We start from the raw sequence: 16,575 nt of genomic DNA, 5'->3' as shown, positions 1-16,575 counted from the left end.
GCGCGGTCGTCAGGTACCGCGTAATCCGGCATGTCCGCCGCGCACGCCGGGTCGCCGCCGGGCGTACGATGGCACGTCGCGCATCGCGAGCGTAGCGGCGTGCGAACGAGACATTCTGGACAGGGACGATTACTTACGGTAGCCACGAGAGTGCAAATCGTTAGAAGTCCGGATAACCATCGCATCACACTCCGAGTGACTGACCACCTGGGCTTTCTCTTTGGGTGGTGTCGTGATGGAATCTCGGAGGTCCGATCCGCCCGGGTCGGCCGATGGGCGGTGCCCGGTGCATCCGACCGGCACCGATGAGGAGGGCGGTGACGTGAGCAAGCGGCCGAAGACGGCAGACTCCTTCCTGTCGCGTCTCCGCCGGCCGGTTGGCCGGCTTAACGATCTGCCGATCTGGTCCAAGCTCGGTCTGATTATGATCGTGCCCACCCTGGCGACGATCGTCGTCGGCACCAACGGTCTGATCGGCCACCTCGAGACCGCCAACAACGCAAGCCAGGCCCACACCCTCGCCACCCTCACCCGGGCCTCCGGCGACCTGGTCCACGACCTGCAGAACGAGCGCGCCGCCGCCGTGCTTCTCCTCGGTACGCAGGACGAGGAACTCGAGCGTCGTTACCTGGACGCCTACAACGCCCTGCACGGCACCGTCGACGAATCACGGACGCCGTACTCGCAGCGGCGGGCCGAGCTGACCGACCTGCCAGTCAACTTCCGCAATCTGCTCGCCCGAGTCGATCAGAACCTCGCCGATCTTCCCGGCCTGCGCAGCCAGGTCGTCAACAGCGCCACCGAAGACGGTGCCTTCCGGCTCACCGAGGCCGCCCGCGCGTACGAGGTGCTCCTCAGCGACCTGCTGGACATCCGGGACTCGGCCGCCCAGCTGGCCAACGACACCGCGCTGAGTGACCACATGCGGGCCACCGCCGCGCTCGCCCGCAACAAAGAGTTCCTGTCCCGCGAACGGGTGGTGGTCCTGCGGGCGTTCAGCCAGGACGCCCTGACTCCGGCGCTGCGTACCGACTACATCAGCACCCGGGCCGGTCAGGCTCAGTCCCGGCAGGCGTTCGAAGCCGCCGCGACAGCGGACGACCTGGAGTTCTACAACCAGACCGTGGCGGGTCCGGCGCTGCGTGAGGCGGACACCTACGGTGGCTTCATCCGTGGCCAGAGCGAAGAGTCGATGCGCAACACGCCGTTCGACGCCGAGGCCTGGGACGCCGCGCTGGTCGGTCACGCCGATCTGATCCGTACCGTCGAGCAGAAGATCGACAGCGACGTGGTCAACGAGGCCACCGTGCTCAGTAACGACGTCCAGCAGCGGCTGCTCGTCGAAACGATCCTGCTGCTGTTCGTACTGCTGCTCGCCATCCTCTTCGCCGCGCTGGTCGCCCGGTCGATGGCCCGTTCGCTGCGCGAACTCCGCCAGGGCGCGCTCGCGGTGGCTCAGCACGGCCTGCCGCAGGCCGTCGCCCGGCTGCGCGATCCACAGGTCACCGCCCAGGCATCCCCGGTGCAACTGGCCAATCAGATCGCCGAGCCGCTGCCGGTGCGCAGCAAGGACGAATTCGGCCAGGTCACCGAGGCGTTCAACGCCGTTCACCTGGAGGCCGTCCGGACCGCGGCGGAACAGGCCGCGTTGCGTTCGTCGGTCTCGACGATGTTCGTCAACCTGGCCCGCCGGTCACAGATCCTGGTCGACCGCCTCATCGGACACCTGGACCGGTTGGAACGCGGCGAGGAGGATCCGGACCGCCTCGGCGAGCTGTTCCAGCTCGACCACCTCGCGACCCGAATGCGGCGTAACGACGAGAACCTCTTGGTACTCGCCGGTGCCGACTCCACCCGGGTGCAGCGCGAGCCAGCTGCCCTGATCGACGTGCTGCGTGCCGCCCAGTCTGAGGTCGAGCACTACACCCGGATCGAGTTCGGCGTCGTCGACCGTGACATCGAGGTCTCCGCGCACGCCGTCAACGACCTGGTCCACCTCGTCGCCGAGCTGTTCGACAACGCCACCGCCTTCTCGCCGCCGGACTCCCACGTCATGGTGGAGGCCCGGCGGGTCGGTGACCGGGCGGTGCTCTACGTCGAGGACCGGGGTATCGGCATCACCCCCGAGCAGTTGCGTGACCTCAACGAACGGCTCGCCACACCCCCGATGGTCGACGTCGCGGTGTCCCGGATGATGGGCCTGGTCGTGGTCGCCCGGCTGGCCGCCCGGCACGGGGTCAAGGTCGAGCTGCGGCCGGCTACCGAACGGGGCACCATCGCCGACGTCACGTTGCCGACCGCGGTGCTCATCCCACGGGCACTCGCGGGCCGCACCACCGCACCCGCCGCGTTCGGCGCCGCCGGGCCGGACACCCCGGCGGCACCCGCCCGATCACCGTTCCCCGCGCCGCTGGCGCTCGAAGGCGGCGGCCCGGCCGGCCCCGGTGGCCCCGGAACCGGCCCTGGTGGCCCCGGAACCGGCTTCGGCCCGCCGACCGAACCACCGGCGCAGATCGGACCGCCGCCGCGTCCGTTCGAGCCGGCCCCGGTCAACGGCGGCGGTCCGGTGAAACCGTCCACCCCGGCGAGGGCCATGCCGGCCTGGTCGGATCTCACCGGAGCGAGCAACGGCGCCAACGGAAGCAACGGCGCCAACGGCTCGGAGATGTTCAACGGCGTGCCGACCAACGGCGGATCGCGTACGGAGCCGTTGCCGCAACGCCGATCGAACGACCACTGGACGGTCGACGGCGAGGTGGCCGGCGGCACACCGGGTGGCGTGATCCCCCGGCAGATCCCGACGTCGCCCGAGACACCGGGTGCCGGTGGTCGACAGCCGGTCAGCGGACAGCCGTACATCCCACCGGTCTCCGCGCCACCGGTGTCGGTCCCACCGGTCTCCGCGCCACCGGTACGACCGTTCTCGGCGCCACCTGTGCCACCGTCGTCGGCGGGCAATCAGCAGCATCCGGCGGCCTTTCATCAGTCCGCGTCGTCGGCCCCCACGGCGCAGCATCCGATCGTTCCGGCGAGTTCGGCACCACCGGCGGTGCCCCCGACGGTGGTGCCATCCGCAGCACCGCCGGCTTCTGCGCCACCGGCCTGGCCGCCGGTCGCGGCCGACCGCGACGCCGTCACTCCGCCGGTGCCGGAGAAGTTGGCGGCCGCGCTCGACATGACGGCGGAACTGCCACGGGTGACCCGCTCGGACGCCGAAAACCCCGCTTCGGCTCCACATCCGGTGCCCGCTCCCGCCGCAGCGCCCAAACGCTTCGCGGACGAGACCATGGAACTACCGATCTTCCGTGAACTCGAATCCGCGTGGTTCCGGACCCGCCGCCCGACGGCGGAGGAGGCACGCGAGGCTGCCGTAGCGATGATGACACCATCGACCTCGTCGGCGTCGGTCGCATCCACCCAGTCGGCCACGGACTCCGCTCGGCCGGCACCGGCCGCCGTGGCGAGTGGCTCGGGAACGGGCACAGGGCTGCCGCGCCGGCCAGAGCCGGTCGCGACCGGTGGCGGCGGCAACGGTGGCGGCAACTCCCGGGACGGCAACTCCCGGGACGGCAACTCCCGGGACGGCAACTCCCGGGACGGCGGCCGGCCGGACGGTTGGCAGACCGCCGCCGACGACGGCTGGCGGGCGGCCAGCGCTGCGGCCGAGGTGGCGGTAGCCGAAAAGACCCAGGCGGGACTCCCGAAACGGGTCCCGATGGCACAGCTGGTACCAGGTGGCGTAGACAAGGCGACAAGTTCGGTACAGCGTCGTTCACCAGAAGCGGTCCGTGGGCTATTGTCCGCGTACCACCGTGGTGTGCAACGCGGCCGGACGCAGCCCAAGGACGACCACTCGACCAACCCGGGGGCGGCCCCGGGAGGGCAGCAATCCTCGCAGGCTGGCAAGGAGCATGAGGGATGACATCTACGCAGGATCTCGGTTGGTTGCTGGCCAACTTCGCCGACCGCGTGCCCGGGGTCGCTCACGCGATCGCGGTCTCGGCGGACGGTCTGCTCCTGGCGGCGTCCCGGGACCTTCCCCGGGACCGGGCGGACCAACTCGCGGCCATCGCCTCCGGACTGGTCAGCCTCACACAAGGTGCCGCACGCTGTTTCGAAGGTGGTGCTGTGCTGCAGACAGTGGTCGAGATGGACAACGGATTCCTGTTCCTCATGTCGATCTCGGACGGCTCGTCGTTCGCGGTGCTGGCCGCTCGCAGCAGTGACGTGGGCCAGGTGGGGTACGAAATGGCGCTACTGGTCGATCGAGTCGGTGACGCGCTCACGCCGGCGCCGCGTACGGCTGCGGGAATGCTGGGCTGACCCGGCACACGACGTCCACTCCCGGGATGCATCCGGCCGCTGTGGACCTGACGAAATTCGACACGACGAGCTCCGACGGGGTGGGGCTGTTGGCAGGACGAGAGGGGGTGATGGCAGATGACCGAACGCGATGAGCCGACGGGTGCGTTGGTCAGGCCGTACGCCGTTACCCGTGGTCGTACCCGGCCGAAGCTGGAGATCGCCCTCGAGGCGCTCGTGGAAACAACGGTGCGTGGTCGGTCCGCAGGCGCGACAAAGGGCGGCAGCGGTCGAGAGCACCAATACATTGCCGCGCTATGTGACGGCCGGCTGCAGTCGCTCGCGGAGATCGCGGCGCGGATGCAGCTTCCACTCGGAGTAGCCCGGGTCATTATCGCGGACATGGCCTCCGACGGCCTGGTCGCGGTATACGAACCGACATCCCTGGACGACACGAATGACGCGGTGGGCACGGAACTGCTGGAGAGGGTGCTGAGTGGACTTCGCAGGCTCTGACATGGCGCACCGCCCCATGGCCGGGCGCGTGACATCGGCGAAGATCGTGATCGCCGGTGGGTTTGGCGTCGGCAAGACGACGCTGGTCGGCTCGGTCTCGGAGATCACGCCGCTGACCACCGAGGCGATCATGACCTCGGCCGGGGTCGGCGTCGACGACACGCGACAGGTGCCGGGCAAGACGACCACCACGGTCGCTATGGACTTCGGACGGATTTCGATCGACCGGGATCTCATCCTTTACCTGTTCGGTACGCCGGGCCAGACTCGATTCTGGTTCATGTGGGACGAACTGGTACGGGGTGCGATCGGGGCGGTGGTGCTGGTCGACACCCGTCGGCTGGCCGACTGCTTCGCGGCGATCGACTTCTTCGAGCACCGGCGGCTGCCGTACCTGGTGGCGATCAACTGCTTCGACGGGATGCAGTACCACGACCCGCAGGATGTCCGGGACGCGCTGGCGATCTCCAGCGACGTACCGGTGATCCCCTGCGACGCGCGGAACCGCGAATCGACGAAGCACGTGCTGATCTCCTTGGTCGAGTACGTGCTGACGATGCGTCGCCAGCGCGCCGTCGCTCCAGCCTGACCGGGCTCGGTCGGCCGTACCGGTCCGCTCGGGGCTCGGCCGGTACTCATCACCGGCGACGCTGGTGTCGTCGCCGGTAACGCCGCGCAGCGCCTCGTCGCCGTCCTCGGATCGGTCGCACCGCTCCGACGATTCCCACCCTTACGGGCGAGCGTGCCCGTAAGGGCTTGAGGCGACGGCTATATCGACAGATCCGCTTGGTTTCCTACCGCGTGATGGTCGCTTCGGTCGACCGATGATCTCGGTCGACCGATGATCTCGACAGCCGCGTATGGTCGACCCGATCCATCGGTTGACGTCCGGCCGCGAACGGGAGACAGCTGCCTGACGCTTGCCTCCGAGCTGGGCCAGGCCCGGTAACTGGCCCAGCCATTGGTCAGGCCTAGCTTGGCTCAGCCGTCGGTCAGGATTGGTAGCTGGCCGGACGGTACTCGAACTCGCGTCCGTCGCCTTGACCGCTCTGGTCCCGGCTGAAGTCCCATCCGCCTGCGGCTTCCCGGCCCGGCCGGCCACCGACCGCGTATCCGCCGATTTCCTGCCCACGTCGCCAACCACGGAAGTAGCCGTTGGTGTGCTCCGCGATGCTCGCCGCGTCCCGCACGATCCGGAGCGGACGCTCGTCGCGTAGCGGCGATCCGGGAACGAGGTTGGCCTGTGGTACGCGCTTCGGTAGACCAGCCTCGGTCTCGGCACCGATCGACGGCTGGGCGGCCTGCTCCGCGGCCCGCCAGCCGGTGTCCGCCGGCGTGGTGAAGTCGACGTCTGCCTCCTCCGGCTGCCGGACGAACCAGGCCGACCGGGCTGCCGCGAAGATCAGCAAATCGCCGTCACCCTCGTCGGGCACGGGTGGGGCGCTGAACGGCTCAGGAGCCGCCCGTCGGCCCCGGCCAGCCCCTCGGGCGTAATCGGGCTGTCCCGGCTCCACCAGCCGCAGCGCAGGCGCCTCCAGCGTCGTCTCCGCCGGCCGGCCGTATTCGTCGCGTGATACGCGCTCGGCGAGCTTTGGCTCGACCAGGCGCAGCACCGGTGGCTCGGGCGGCAGGTCGTCGGCGAGCCACGGTGGCTTGACCCGCCCGGTGTGCCCGGTCCCGCCCGGTGGCTGCTCAGCTGATCCGTACCCAGCGGGTACAGCGGTACGGTGCTCGTCACGCGACCCGTACGGGGACGGTCCGACCGGGCCGGCGGGGGTCTCGTCGTTGGCGTGGGCGACCAGCGGCCAATTGGACCGTGACCCCGGGGGCCCGGCCGGGCCCGGACGCGGCGCGGGGACCGGCAGGGTGTAGTCGGTGGCGGAGAAACGCCCGTTCGACGGCGCAGTGGGCGGAGCGCTGGAGATCGGCGCCGACGAGATAGGCGCTGAGGAGACCGGGGCCGACGAGACCGGGGCGGTCGGCACGCGCGGTCCGGACACCGGGCTGGCCGACACCGGGGCACCGGAGACCGGCGGTGCGGACATCGGCGCTCCGGACATCGGCGCTCCGGACATCGGCGCGGCGGCTGGGCCCGTACCGCCTCGAGTGTTGGGACGGGGCGTGATCGGAGTCGGCCGACGCTGCGCGCGTGCGTCGTTGAGCGCCGCAGTGGTGAGAGTGGCCCGGAACGGCTCCCCGGCGTCCGCCGGAGCGAGCTGCGGCCGGGGCGTCGGCATCGGCGTCATGCCGGGGGGCGGCGGTGGTGCGGACACCGGCCGGTCGCCGCCGATGTCGGTACGCCGAGCCGCTGGCGTCAGCGGGGTCGGGGCCATCGGCGGTGGGGCGACCGGGGCTGGAGCCACCGGCGGAGTCGTCATCGGTTGCGGAGTCATGATCGACCCGGTCGCGCTGACCGGCTGCGGTTGGGCCCGGCGGCTGCCGGCCGGCTGCCGGCCGGGTGCCTGCTCCGGATCGACCGTCGGTACGGCGTGTAGACCGGTCGCGGGCGGGCCGGAGGTCGGATCGGCGGATCGGCGGACCGTTCGCCGGGCGCTCAGCGGGGTCGGAGTGGTCACCCGGGCGGCCAGCGTGGCGACGAGGGCGTCCGCAGCGGCGTCGCAGGACCGGACGGCGGCGACCGCATGCCGGACCGTCTCGGCGGTGGCGGAGGTGAGGGCCTTGTTGACCACGCTCCGTCGGGGCGATTCGACGATCGCCACCCGCAGCGCGGTCACCGCGTCGTCGATGGTCCCGGCGTCAGCGACGCCGTCGGCCGCGAGATGGGCCGCGACCGCGTCGGCCGCGACCGACAGTTCGCGGTTACGTGAGCTGGTGCCACTGAGCATGCCTGGCTCGGGAAGCGCGTCCAGTACGGCGAGCGCGACCGGATCGGCCGGATCCGGATAAGCCCGGAGGGCAGCGGGGTAGAGCTCGCGGAGAACCTCGCGTAGCGCGACCGCGGCGGCCAGGCGTCCGTTGGCCAGAGCCGAGTGGGCGGCCAGCACCGGCTTGTAGGCGACCAGGTCACGCGGAGCAGGCAGGGTGACGGCTGACAACGCACCGGCCTGGAGCGCTCTGGCCAAGCCGATCGCTCGCCGCAGCGCCTGTGGCGCGGACATCTCCTCCAACGACTCGTCGTCGGCGAAGCGCTCGGCGTAGTCGTCGGCGGCATCGTCGTCGGCGATGGCCAGCGGGCGACCGGCGGCGGTGAGCAGGGAGGTGACCAGATGATCGTCACTGTCGGCGGCGATCGCCGCGCCGCTCGGGCCGCTGGAGCGCTCCACGAGCAGGGTACCGAGCCGGGCGTAGCCAGCCGGATCGTCCCCGATCTCGCGGAGGTCGAGCAGCCGTCCGGCGTCGTCGACTATCGCGGCGGTCAGGGCCGGACCAGCCGGAGCCGACCGGGTAGACCGGTCCGCCGTTGCCAGACCGCAGTACACCCGCACGAGCGCCACTGCGCCGTCCTCCTCCCGGGACACCTGCCATGTGCCAAGAACTGATGCTCCCTGGTAAGGGTCAGTCGCGCCAGTCCGCAGCGGCAGAGATCTTCCCGATAATCGTGCGCCACCCGAGACTTGCCGTTTGTGCCCCGATTTTCTTGAGGCGCCGTCGAGCCATGAACCCGCCGATGCCGCCGTCGACCGTCGACCTTAGCGCCTCGTCGAGATCGTCCAGGCTGGAACCGCTGGAGAGCATCTCGAGGACCGAGGGCATGCGCAGCGCGTAGGCGAGGTCGCGGGCGACCTCGCCCGACTGGATCAGCAACGGGGCGTCCCACACGTCGTGCCCGCCACGGAGGTTCTCCACGACGAGATCGAGCTCGTAGGTGTCTTCCGGCAGGGCCTCGACGTCCGCCGGCTGCAGCCGTTCGACCAGCTCGGGCCAGGTGTCGAGCTGGTCGAGGTCGTTGGGCGCGCCCGAGCGTACGAAACTCACCAGCGCCTGCGGGTTCTTGAACAACAGCAGGTTGCCCCGGTGGGTCAGGAAGACGGGGACCTCCTCGCCGGCGTCGGCCTCGGTGTCGGCCTCGTCGTCCGCGTCCACCTCGCCGTCGCTGGCCCGCTCACCGCCGGCCGGCTTCTTTTCGGCGGCCTCTTCCTCGGCGAGTGCGGCGGCGAACTCCTCGTCGAGGATGACGACCGTTTCGTCCTCGTCGTCTTCGGATGCCTCGGCGGCGCGGCGACGGGCGGCGAACGGGTCGTCTTCCTCACGTTCGGAGATGTCGGTGGGGGTCAGTTCGGTGGACGGCCGATAGGCGCGCAGCGTGTATCCGACGCCGGCCGGCAGCGCGATCTCCACCGGATCGATCCGTACGTCGCGCCACAGTGACCGGTCAGCGGACGATTCGGTGCGTGAAGACGAGCCCGTCTCCGCCGAGTCGACAGCCGATTCGACGTCGTCGTCGGCGTCGGCGGTAGCCGCGTCGGACGTTGCGTCGGGGTCGATCTCGGGGGACTGGGCTGCGAGCCCGTCGGCGTTGGGCCGGTTCGGCGACTTGGCCACGCTGACCTCCGTTTGTCTTCCGGTGACGGCGCCCGACCCGGACCTGGCCTGTCGGGTGGGTGACTCTGCGCACACCCTAGTGGTCCGGTGGTCCAGGCGGCTGCCCGCACCCCGTCTCGGCTCAACCTAATCTGAAACCGTCAGGTATCCCTGTTCGGCTGCCTGCTGCATGATCCACTGGTCCTGGTACCAACCTGGCCGGTCGACCAGCGCGGCATGGGTGCCCTGCTGGACGACGCGACCCGCGTCCAGCACCAGGATCTCATCCATCGACTCCAGTCCGCTCAGCCGGTGGGTCACCAGGACGACGGTGCGCCGGCCGGCGGCGGCGAGGACCCTGGCCAGCACGTCGTCGGCGGCGGCCGGGTCGAGGCCCTCGGTCGGTTCGTCCAGTACCAGTACGGCCGGACCGGCCAGCATCGCCCGCGCCAGGTTCAGCCGCTGGCGTTGGCCGCCGGAGAGCTGACCGCCAGCGGCCCCGACCAGGGTCTGCCAGCCGTCCGGCTGCTCCCGGATCCAGTCCAGCAGCCCGGCGGCCTCGGTAGCCGCCGCGAGTTGGCTGTCGTCGGCGGTCGGGCGCGCGAGCAGCAGGTTGTCGCGAACTGTGGCGTTGAACACGTAGGCCTCGGCGAGCAGTCCGCCAACCAGCCGATGCCGATGGTCGACCGGTATGCCGGCCAGGTCCCGACCGTCGATCCTGACCTGTCCGGTGCTGGGTGGGAGCGCCCCGGTCAGCAGCGCGAGCAGGGTGCTCTTGCCCGCTCCGCTGGGTCCGACGACCGCGATCCGGCGTCCCACCGGTAGCCGCAGGTCGATGTCGGCCACGGCCGCCGGGGCGTCGTGCCGGTAACGCACCGAGACCCCGTCCAGTTGCACCTCCACTGGTTCAGCCGCCCTCGCCGGTGCCTCGGATCCCGCCGACGGAGCGTCCTCGGCCGGTCCGGCCAGGTCGGCCGGTCCGGCCAGGTCGGCCGGTCCGAGCAGGTCGGCCACCCGCCGCAGGCCGCCGCGCAGCTGCGCCCACTGGCGTACGGCGGCGACCAGCGCCAAGGTCATCTCGACCGCAGCCAGGCTGCCGACCGCGAGCACCCCGACCAAGACACCGTCCACGTCCGCCCGCAGCGCGCCGACCGCCACCCCGGCCACGGTCAGCCCGGCGATCAGCACGCCGGCCGCGTCGGCGGCCCAACCGGTCGCCGCCAGCCGCCGTTCCAGCCGGGCCAGCTCCTGGACGCGCGTCGTGGTCCGGGCCAGCGCGGTCGCGGTGGCACCGAAGGCGGCGAGGTCGGCGGCGCCGTGGATCACATCGGTGGTGTCGGCGGCGAGCGCGCCGCGCAGCGGGGCCACCCGATCGGCGGTACGGCGGGTGAGTGCCAGCGCCGCCAGCGGCAGCACGACACCGGCGGCCGTGAGCCCGACGGCCAGGATCACCGCCGCGGCCGGACTGATCACCGCCGCCCCGGCCACCGCCAGCACCGCCACCACCGCTGCGGCCGTACCCGGCACCAGCACCCGGAGCAGCAGGTCCTGGACGGCCTCCACGTCGGAGACCAGCCGGCTCAGCGCGTCCCCGGACCGGTCGGCCGTGGTGGCCCGCCGGGTGGAGAGCGCGGCGAAGATTCGCGCCCGTACGTCGGTAACCACCCGCAACGTGGCGTCGTGCCCGGCGAGTCGCTCGGTGTAGCGCAACACGCCCCGGCTGATCGCCAGCGCCCGTACGCCGACGATCGCCACCGTGATCGCGTCCAGCGGCGGCCGGCCGGCGGCGGTGATCAGCAACCAGATCGCGGTCGCCATCAGGGCCAGCGCCGCCAGTTCCGTCGCGGCGGCGAGCAGCCCGGCACCGACCAGCCGGAGCAGGTAGGGCCGGGCGACGGCGAGTACGGTCCGCTCCGGCCGCCACCACTGTCGGATCACCGGCCCGCCGCGCGTGTCGGTTCCGCCGTTCATGTCGGCGCTCCGCTGAGCCGGTGGCGCTCGGTGACCAGTGCGGCGTCGACCCGGATGATCCGGTCGGCGCCGTCGAGCAACGCCGGCCGGTGCGCGACGACGAGCGCGGTCCGGCCTTCGACGAGCCGCCGGGACGCGGTCAGCACGGCCGCCTCCGAGGTGGCGTCGAGGCGGGCGGTCGGTTCGTCGAGCAGCACCACCGGGGCGTCGCGCAGAAAGGCCCGGGCCAGGGCCACGCGTTGCCGCTGACCGGTGGACAAGCCGTAGCCGCGTTCGCCCAGCTGGGTGTCGAGCCCGTCCGGCAGGGCGGCCACGACGTCGGTCAGCGCGGCGGCCCGTACGGCGGCGGCGATCCGCGACGGGGGAGCCGACGGTACGCCGAGTGTGATGTTGCCGGTCAGCGACATGGCGAACAGGTGGGCGTGCTGCGGCACCCACGCCAGCTGCTGGCGCCACCGGTCGAGGTCGAGCGTGGCCAGGTCGACGCCGTCGATCAGGATCCGACCGGAGGTGGGCCGGACGAAGCCGAGCAACAGCGCGAGCAGCGTGCTCTTGCCGGCCCCGCTCGGCCCGATCACGGCGATTCGTTCGCCGGCCCGTACCGTCAGGCAGACGTCGCGCAGCGCGACGGTCCGCTGGTATTCGACGGTGACCGACTCGAACCTGATTTCCTCGACCGGGAACGGCGGGGCCGGGCCAGTCGGGGGGGTCGCCGCCGGGACCGGCCTGACCACGGCGGACCGGTCCGGCTCGGCCGGGCCGTCGGCGAACTCGGTCGTGACGGTGGTTGCGGTGGCGGTGGCGGTGGCTGCGGTCGCGGTGGTGGTGGTCGCGGTGAGGGTCAGGGCTTCGTCGAGGACCGTCAGCCCTTCCATGCTGGCGTGGAAGCGGCTGCCGGCGGCCCGCAGCGGCAGGTACGCCTCCGGCGTGAGCAGCAGGACCAGCAGCGCGGTCTGCAGGGCGATGCCGCCGCCGAGCAGCCGTAGCCCGATCGGCACCGCCACCAACGCCACCGCCAACGTGGCGACGAGCTCCAGCACCAACGCGGACAGGAAGGCGATCCGTAGCGTGCCCATGGTGGCGACCCGGTGCCGGTCGGCCATCCGCCGGACCACGTCGATCTGTCCGCGTTCGCGGCCGAACGCCCGCAGCGTCGCCAAGCCGGCGACCATGTCCAGGAAGTGGCCGCCCAACTGACTCAGCCGATGCCACTGCCGTTCGGTCGCGGCCTGGGCGTGCCAGCCCAGCAGCGCCCCGAAGATCGGGATGAGCGGCAGCGTGACCGCTACGATCAGCGCCGAGCTCCAGTCGGCGAAGACCAGCCGGGCGAGGACCGCCACCGGTACGGTCACACTGAGCACCAGCTGCGGCAGGTAACCGGTGAAGTAGCCGTCCAGGGCGTCGAGCCCCCGTCCGGTGAGGGTGGCCAGCCGGCCGGTCCGTTGCCCGGACAGCCAGCCCGGGCCGTGTCGCTGGATCGCCGCCAGCAGGTCGATCCGCAACCGCGCCTTGACGCCTGCGGCGGCCCGGGCGGCGATCAGACCCTGTGCCCAGACCACCGCCGCGCGCGCGGCCACGATCAGCACGAACGCGCCGAGCGCGGGTCGGTCCAGTCGGCCCTGCGCGGCGGCGGCCAGCACGGTAGCCAGCGCGGTCGCCTGCGCGATGATCAACCCGGCGGTGAGGACCCCGAGCGCCCCGAGCGTACCCAGCTGTCGCCGTACGGCCGGCACGTGTCGCACCAGCCGGGGGTCGAAGGGGCGGCGCCGGGGCGCGGTGGCGGTCTCCATCAGCTCAGGTAGAGCGACACCGGCAGGGCGAGCAGCAGCATCGCCACGGCACTGGCGGCCAGTGGACGCAGCCGGGGAGCCGGACCGGGCCAGAGCAGTCGGTGGACCCGCGCGTCGAGGTCCCGGTCGGCGACGCCGAGCGCGCCAGCGGGAACGATCCGTGAATCGGCCGTCGCGAAGCGGCGCAGCGCGGCGGCGAGCGATTCGTCGGCGTGCTGCCGGCGGGCCTTGTCGTCGGCGCGCATCTCGACCAGCAGCGCGACGCAGTCGTGCGCGGCCCGCAGCCAGGCGACCCGGGGCAACGCCCGGCACAGCGCGGTGAACGGCAGCAGCACCAGATCGTGGCGTTCGTCGGCGTGGGCACGCTCGTGGCTGAGTACCGCGGCCAGTTGTCTCGCGTCGAGCAGGGCGAGGGTGCCGGCGCTGACCACGACGGTCGGGCGTACGCCGGGCAGGCAGTAGGCGGCGGCGCTCGGGTGGTCGAGGACCAACGCGCCGGGTACCGCCGGATCGGCCCGGCCGACCAGGGTCAGCAGGTCGCGGTGGCGGCGCCGGACCCGTACGGCGCCGGACAGGCTGCGTACGGTCGAGCCGAGCAGCACCACGGCGATCGTCGCGGCCAGCGCGATCAGGGCGAGCCGGGGCGGACCGAGGCCGGTGGGGAAGGCGTCGGCGGGCCAGCCGTGTCCACCGAGCAGCGAGGTGCCCGCGCCGGCCAGGTCGCGCAGGAAACGCAGCGTCGCGGTGCCCGGCCCGGCCTGGTACGGGGCGAGTCCGAGGGAGAGCGGCAGGCCGATCGCGGCGAGTCCGACGGACAGCCCCAACGCCTGCCAGCAGAGGATCGCCAGCCGGGGCGTGCGCCACGTCCACGCCCGACCGAGCCAGGCGGAGCGGGTCATCGCCTGGGCGACGAGATAGCACGCGAGCACCGCTGCGGCGAAGTGGGTGGCGGGTGCCATCACCGGCTCAGCCCTGCCGCTCCGCCGGCTGGGCCCGCCGTTGGGCCGGCTGTGCGTCGTCATCCGCCGGTCGGGCCTGCTCGGTGAGCGCGGTCCGCAGCACCTCGGCCTCGGTGCCGGTCACCGACTTGGCGAACCGCACCAGCGCCGCGTCCCGGCTGCCGGCGAGGTCGAGCGCGTCGAGCATCAGCTGGGCGATGTACGCCTCCCGGCTGGCCACCGGCTGGTAGTGCCAGGCCCGGCCGGAGCGTTCGCGGCTGACCATGCCCTTGCCGGCGAGCCGGTCGAGCACGGTCATCACCGTCGTGTAGGCGAGGTCGCGTTCGCGCAGTGCCTCGGCGACGTCGCGGACCGTGACCGGGCCGGCCGTCGGATCGCGATCCCACAGCACGTCCATCACGGCGCGTTCGAGGTCACCCAGTCGCCTCACCAGCCAAGCCTACCGCCGGTAGTAGACGTGCCGACGCAGGGGAGGACCGGATCGGGGAGAACCGGAATCCCGATCGACCGCTCGGTCGGGGCATGCTGGACGAGTGGCTCCCCTTCGCCAGATCTTCGCGGTTTCCGGCATCGTGCACCCGTCGGCACACCAGCCGACGCCGCAGCGCAGCGCACTGCTCGACCACGCGATCTCGTTGACCGGCGCGACGGTCGCCAACGTCTGCCTGATCCCCACCGCTACCGGCGACAGCCAGCAGGTGATCGATTCCTTCCACGCGGCCTTTGACGGGGCACGGCACGCGGTCGCGACACATCTGCGGCTGTTTCCCCAGCCGAACGTCGCCGACGTACGGTCGTTCCTGCTCGACCAGCACCTGATCTGGGTGGCCGGCGGCAGCGTGGTCAACCTGCTGGCGGTGTGGCGGGCCCACCGCCTCGACGAGGTGCTGCGCGAGTGCTGGGAGGCGGGCGTGGTGCTCGGCGGCGGCAGCGCCGGCAGCCTCTGCTGGCACACCGGCGGGATGACCGACTCGTTCTCCGACCGGCTCGACCCGGTCACCGACGCGTTGGCGCTGCTGCCGTACAGCAACGGGGTGCATCACGACCTGCCCGAGCAGCCTCGTCGCGCCCGCTACCTGGAGGCCGTCGCCGCTGGCGTCCTCCCGGCCGGTCACGCCACGGACGACGGCGTCGGGCTGCACTACGTCGGCACCACGCTGGTCGAGGCGGTCACCAGCCGAGCCAGGGCCGGCGCGTACCGGATCGAGCCCGGCAACGAACCGGGAACGGCTGTCGAGCGGCCGATCCCGGCCCGGTCGATCGGGACACCTGGTACCTGAGACGGCCGGTGAGGTCGCACTATGCCGGGACCGTTTCGCCGGCCGCTTCCAGGCGGGCCTGGCGCAGTCCTTCGCGGAGTTCGTCGTCGCCCATCACCAGGTACACGAGACCGCAGTCGGCGGGCCCGGTGGCGCCGGGTAGGCAGAGTGTGCACGGCTCGCCGGGCCGGATCGGGCACTTCGCCTCGGGAACCCGGCGGTGAGTTCGACTGGTCATGCCCATACGATCGCCTGCCCGACACTGTCACCGGCAGGGCCGGACGGCACCAGCCGGGCGGACCATGCGTCCTGCGGAGTCCGGCGGGCGATCTATGGAGGAGTCGACGTGAGCGGGTTCGGTGGACGCTGGCTGTTGCGGGACCACGACGGGGTGCTGCTCGCCGAGCTGGTGGTCACCGACGGCGACTTCCCCTGGTTGTACGCGACGCTGCACCAGACGGAGGCGTTCGAGCCGGTGCGGCCGTTGTTCGAGCAGGAGTTGCGGGCGATGCGGGCCAGCGAGGACGGTGAGGCCGCTGGTGACGCCGCCGGCGCGGTCGACGCCTGGGAGCGGGCGTACCTCGAACTACGTGCCGCGACCGTCCTGATCGATCCGGACGGTCGGCCGGTGTCCGAGTTCCTGCTGCACGTCGACGGCGACGAGGCCTGGTGGCGGTGGATCGACGAGTCGTCGAACGACGACGAGGACGACGACGCGTCACCAGCCGACGACGCCTGAGCCGCCGATCAGTTCAGGGCGGCGACCAGTCGTTCGCCGGCCGGCCAGGGACCGTAGCCGCTCGCCGTCTCGATGTGTCCGGCATCGCCGGCGTCGTACAACTCTGCGCCCCAGTCGGCCGCGTACCGCTCGAACTCCTCGAACGTCGTGTACGGGTCGGTGCGGCTGGCCACCAGCACGGTGCGGAACGGCAGCCGTCGCCGGGGGACCGCGTCGACGTACAGGTCGGTCGGGTCGTCCGGTCCGGGCCGCCAGCCAGGGTCCAGGTACGGCGGAGTGACCAGCAGCGCGGCGGCCACCGAACCGCTGTGCCGATCCGCCCAGTGCGCCACGGTCAGACATCCGGCGCTGTGCGCGATCAGCACCGCCGGCTCGTCGCTGGCGCTGATCGCCGCGTGCAGGGCGGCCAGCCGGTCGTCGAGCACGTACGGCGGACCGGGCGGCTCCGGAGCCCACCGGTAGTCGGGGTTGGCCGCCGCCCAGCGATTGAGCCAGTGTTCGGGGCGGGGCAGCCCGCGACCGGGGACGAGCAGGTGACGGGCCATCGACCAATGGTA

Annotated in this window: 14 protein-coding genes; 6 read left to right on the top strand and 8 right to left on the bottom strand. The window is 71.9% G+C overall.

Annotation, left to right across the window (positions count from 1 at the left end):
- Positions 1–322: 322 nt before the first annotated feature.
- From O7632_RS28280 to O7632_RS28265, 4 genes are all read left to right on the top strand, one after another.
- Positions 323–3,922, top strand: coding sequence for a nitrate- and nitrite sensing domain-containing protein (locus O7632_RS28280; RefSeq protein ID WP_278118712.1), 3,600 nt, complete (start codon positions 323–325; stop codon positions 3,920–3,922).
- The gene (locus tag O7632_RS28275) at positions 3,919–4,323 is read left to right on the top strand and encodes a roadblock/LC7 domain-containing protein (RefSeq protein ID WP_278118711.1); all 405 of its coding nucleotides are present in this window, start codon (positions 3,919–3,921) and stop codon (positions 4,321–4,323) included. The genes O7632_RS28280 and O7632_RS28275 overlap by 4 nt, the downstream gene beginning before the upstream one ends.
- Before the next feature lie 117 nt (positions 4,324–4,440).
- Entirely contained in the window at positions 4,441–4,818 is a 378-nt protein-coding gene (locus O7632_RS28270) for a DUF742 domain-containing protein (protein WP_278118710.1), read from the top strand.
- Between the two features lies 1 nt (position 4,819).
- Positions 4,820–5,407, top strand: a complete 588-nt coding sequence (locus tag O7632_RS28265; RefSeq protein WP_278118709.1) for an ATP/GTP-binding protein — start codon at positions 4,820–4,822, stop codon at positions 5,405–5,407.
- A gap of 403 nt (positions 5,408–5,810) precedes the next feature.
- On the opposite strand, the gene O7632_RS28260 is transcribed toward O7632_RS28265, so the two are convergent.
- The 6 genes from O7632_RS28260 to O7632_RS28235 form a co-directional block, all read right to left on the bottom strand.
- Positions 5,811–8,297 carry a transposase gene (locus O7632_RS28260; RefSeq protein WP_278118708.1) on the bottom strand — a complete coding sequence of 829 codons (2,487 nt, stop codon included), beginning with the start codon at positions 8,295–8,297 and terminating at the stop codon, positions 5,811–5,813.
- A 37-nt stretch (positions 8,298–8,334) separates the two neighbouring features.
- Complete coding sequence (locus O7632_RS28255; protein WP_278118707.1) at positions 8,335–9,321, bottom strand: DNA primase; 987 nt, start codon at positions 9,319–9,321, stop codon at positions 8,335–8,337.
- A 126-nt stretch (positions 9,322–9,447) separates the two neighbouring features.
- Entirely contained in the window at positions 9,448–11,271 is a 1,824-nt protein-coding gene (cydC, locus tag O7632_RS28250; protein ID WP_278118706.1) for a thiol reductant ABC exporter subunit CydC, read from the bottom strand.
- On the bottom strand, positions 11,268–13,061 hold the full coding sequence (cydD, locus tag O7632_RS28245) for a thiol reductant ABC exporter subunit CydD (protein ID WP_278118705.1): 1,794 nt from the start codon (positions 13,059–13,061) through the stop codon (positions 11,268–11,270). The genes cydC and cydD overlap by 4 nt, the downstream gene beginning before the upstream one ends.
- Positions 13,061–14,020: a M56 family metallopeptidase gene (locus O7632_RS28240; protein ID WP_278118703.1), complete on the bottom strand. Its 960-nt coding sequence runs from the start codon at positions 14,018–14,020 to the stop codon at positions 13,061–13,063. Before O7632_RS28240 ends, cydD begins: the two co-directional genes overlap by 1 nt.
- A 7-nt stretch (positions 14,021–14,027) precedes the next feature.
- On the bottom strand, positions 14,028–14,450 hold the full coding sequence (locus tag O7632_RS28235; protein WP_278118702.1) for a BlaI/MecI/CopY family transcriptional regulator: 423 nt from the start codon (positions 14,448–14,450) through the stop codon (positions 14,028–14,030).
- 103 nt (positions 14,451–14,553) lie between these two features.
- Between O7632_RS28235 and O7632_RS28230 the strand changes: the two genes are divergently transcribed.
- Positions 14,554–15,300 carry a peptidase E gene (locus tag O7632_RS28230; RefSeq protein WP_278118700.1) on the top strand — a complete coding sequence of 249 codons (747 nt, stop codon included), beginning with the start codon at positions 14,554–14,556 and terminating at the stop codon, positions 15,298–15,300.
- Positions 15,301–15,319: 19 nt separating this feature from the next.
- Here O7632_RS28230 and O7632_RS28225 read toward each other — a convergent pair whose 3' ends face one another.
- The gene (locus O7632_RS28225; RefSeq protein ID WP_278118699.1) at positions 15,320–15,517 is read right to left on the bottom strand and encodes a DUF6767 domain-containing protein; all 198 of its coding nucleotides are present in this window, start codon (positions 15,515–15,517) and stop codon (positions 15,320–15,322) included.
- A 108-nt stretch (positions 15,518–15,625) separates the two neighbouring features.
- On the opposite strand from O7632_RS28225, the gene O7632_RS28220 reads away from it, so the two are divergent.
- Positions 15,626–16,018, top strand: coding sequence for a hypothetical protein (locus tag O7632_RS28220; protein WP_278118697.1), 393 nt, complete (start codon positions 15,626–15,628; stop codon positions 16,016–16,018).
- Between the two features lie 8 nt (positions 16,019–16,026).
- Here O7632_RS28220 and O7632_RS28215 read toward each other — a convergent pair whose 3' ends face one another.
- Complete coding sequence (locus tag O7632_RS28215; RefSeq protein ID WP_278118696.1) at positions 16,027–16,563, bottom strand: alpha/beta fold hydrolase; 537 nt, start codon at positions 16,561–16,563, stop codon at positions 16,027–16,029.
- Positions 16,564–16,575: the final 12 nt, after the last annotated feature.

Origin of the sequence: Solwaraspora sp. WMMD406 (assembly GCF_029626025.1) — a bacterium.
GTDB lineage: Bacteria > Actinomycetota > Actinomycetes > Mycobacteriales > Micromonosporaceae > Micromonospora_E.
Note: the sequence above shows the minus strand (reverse complement) of the source record. Positions and strands in the feature narration are given on the sequence as shown.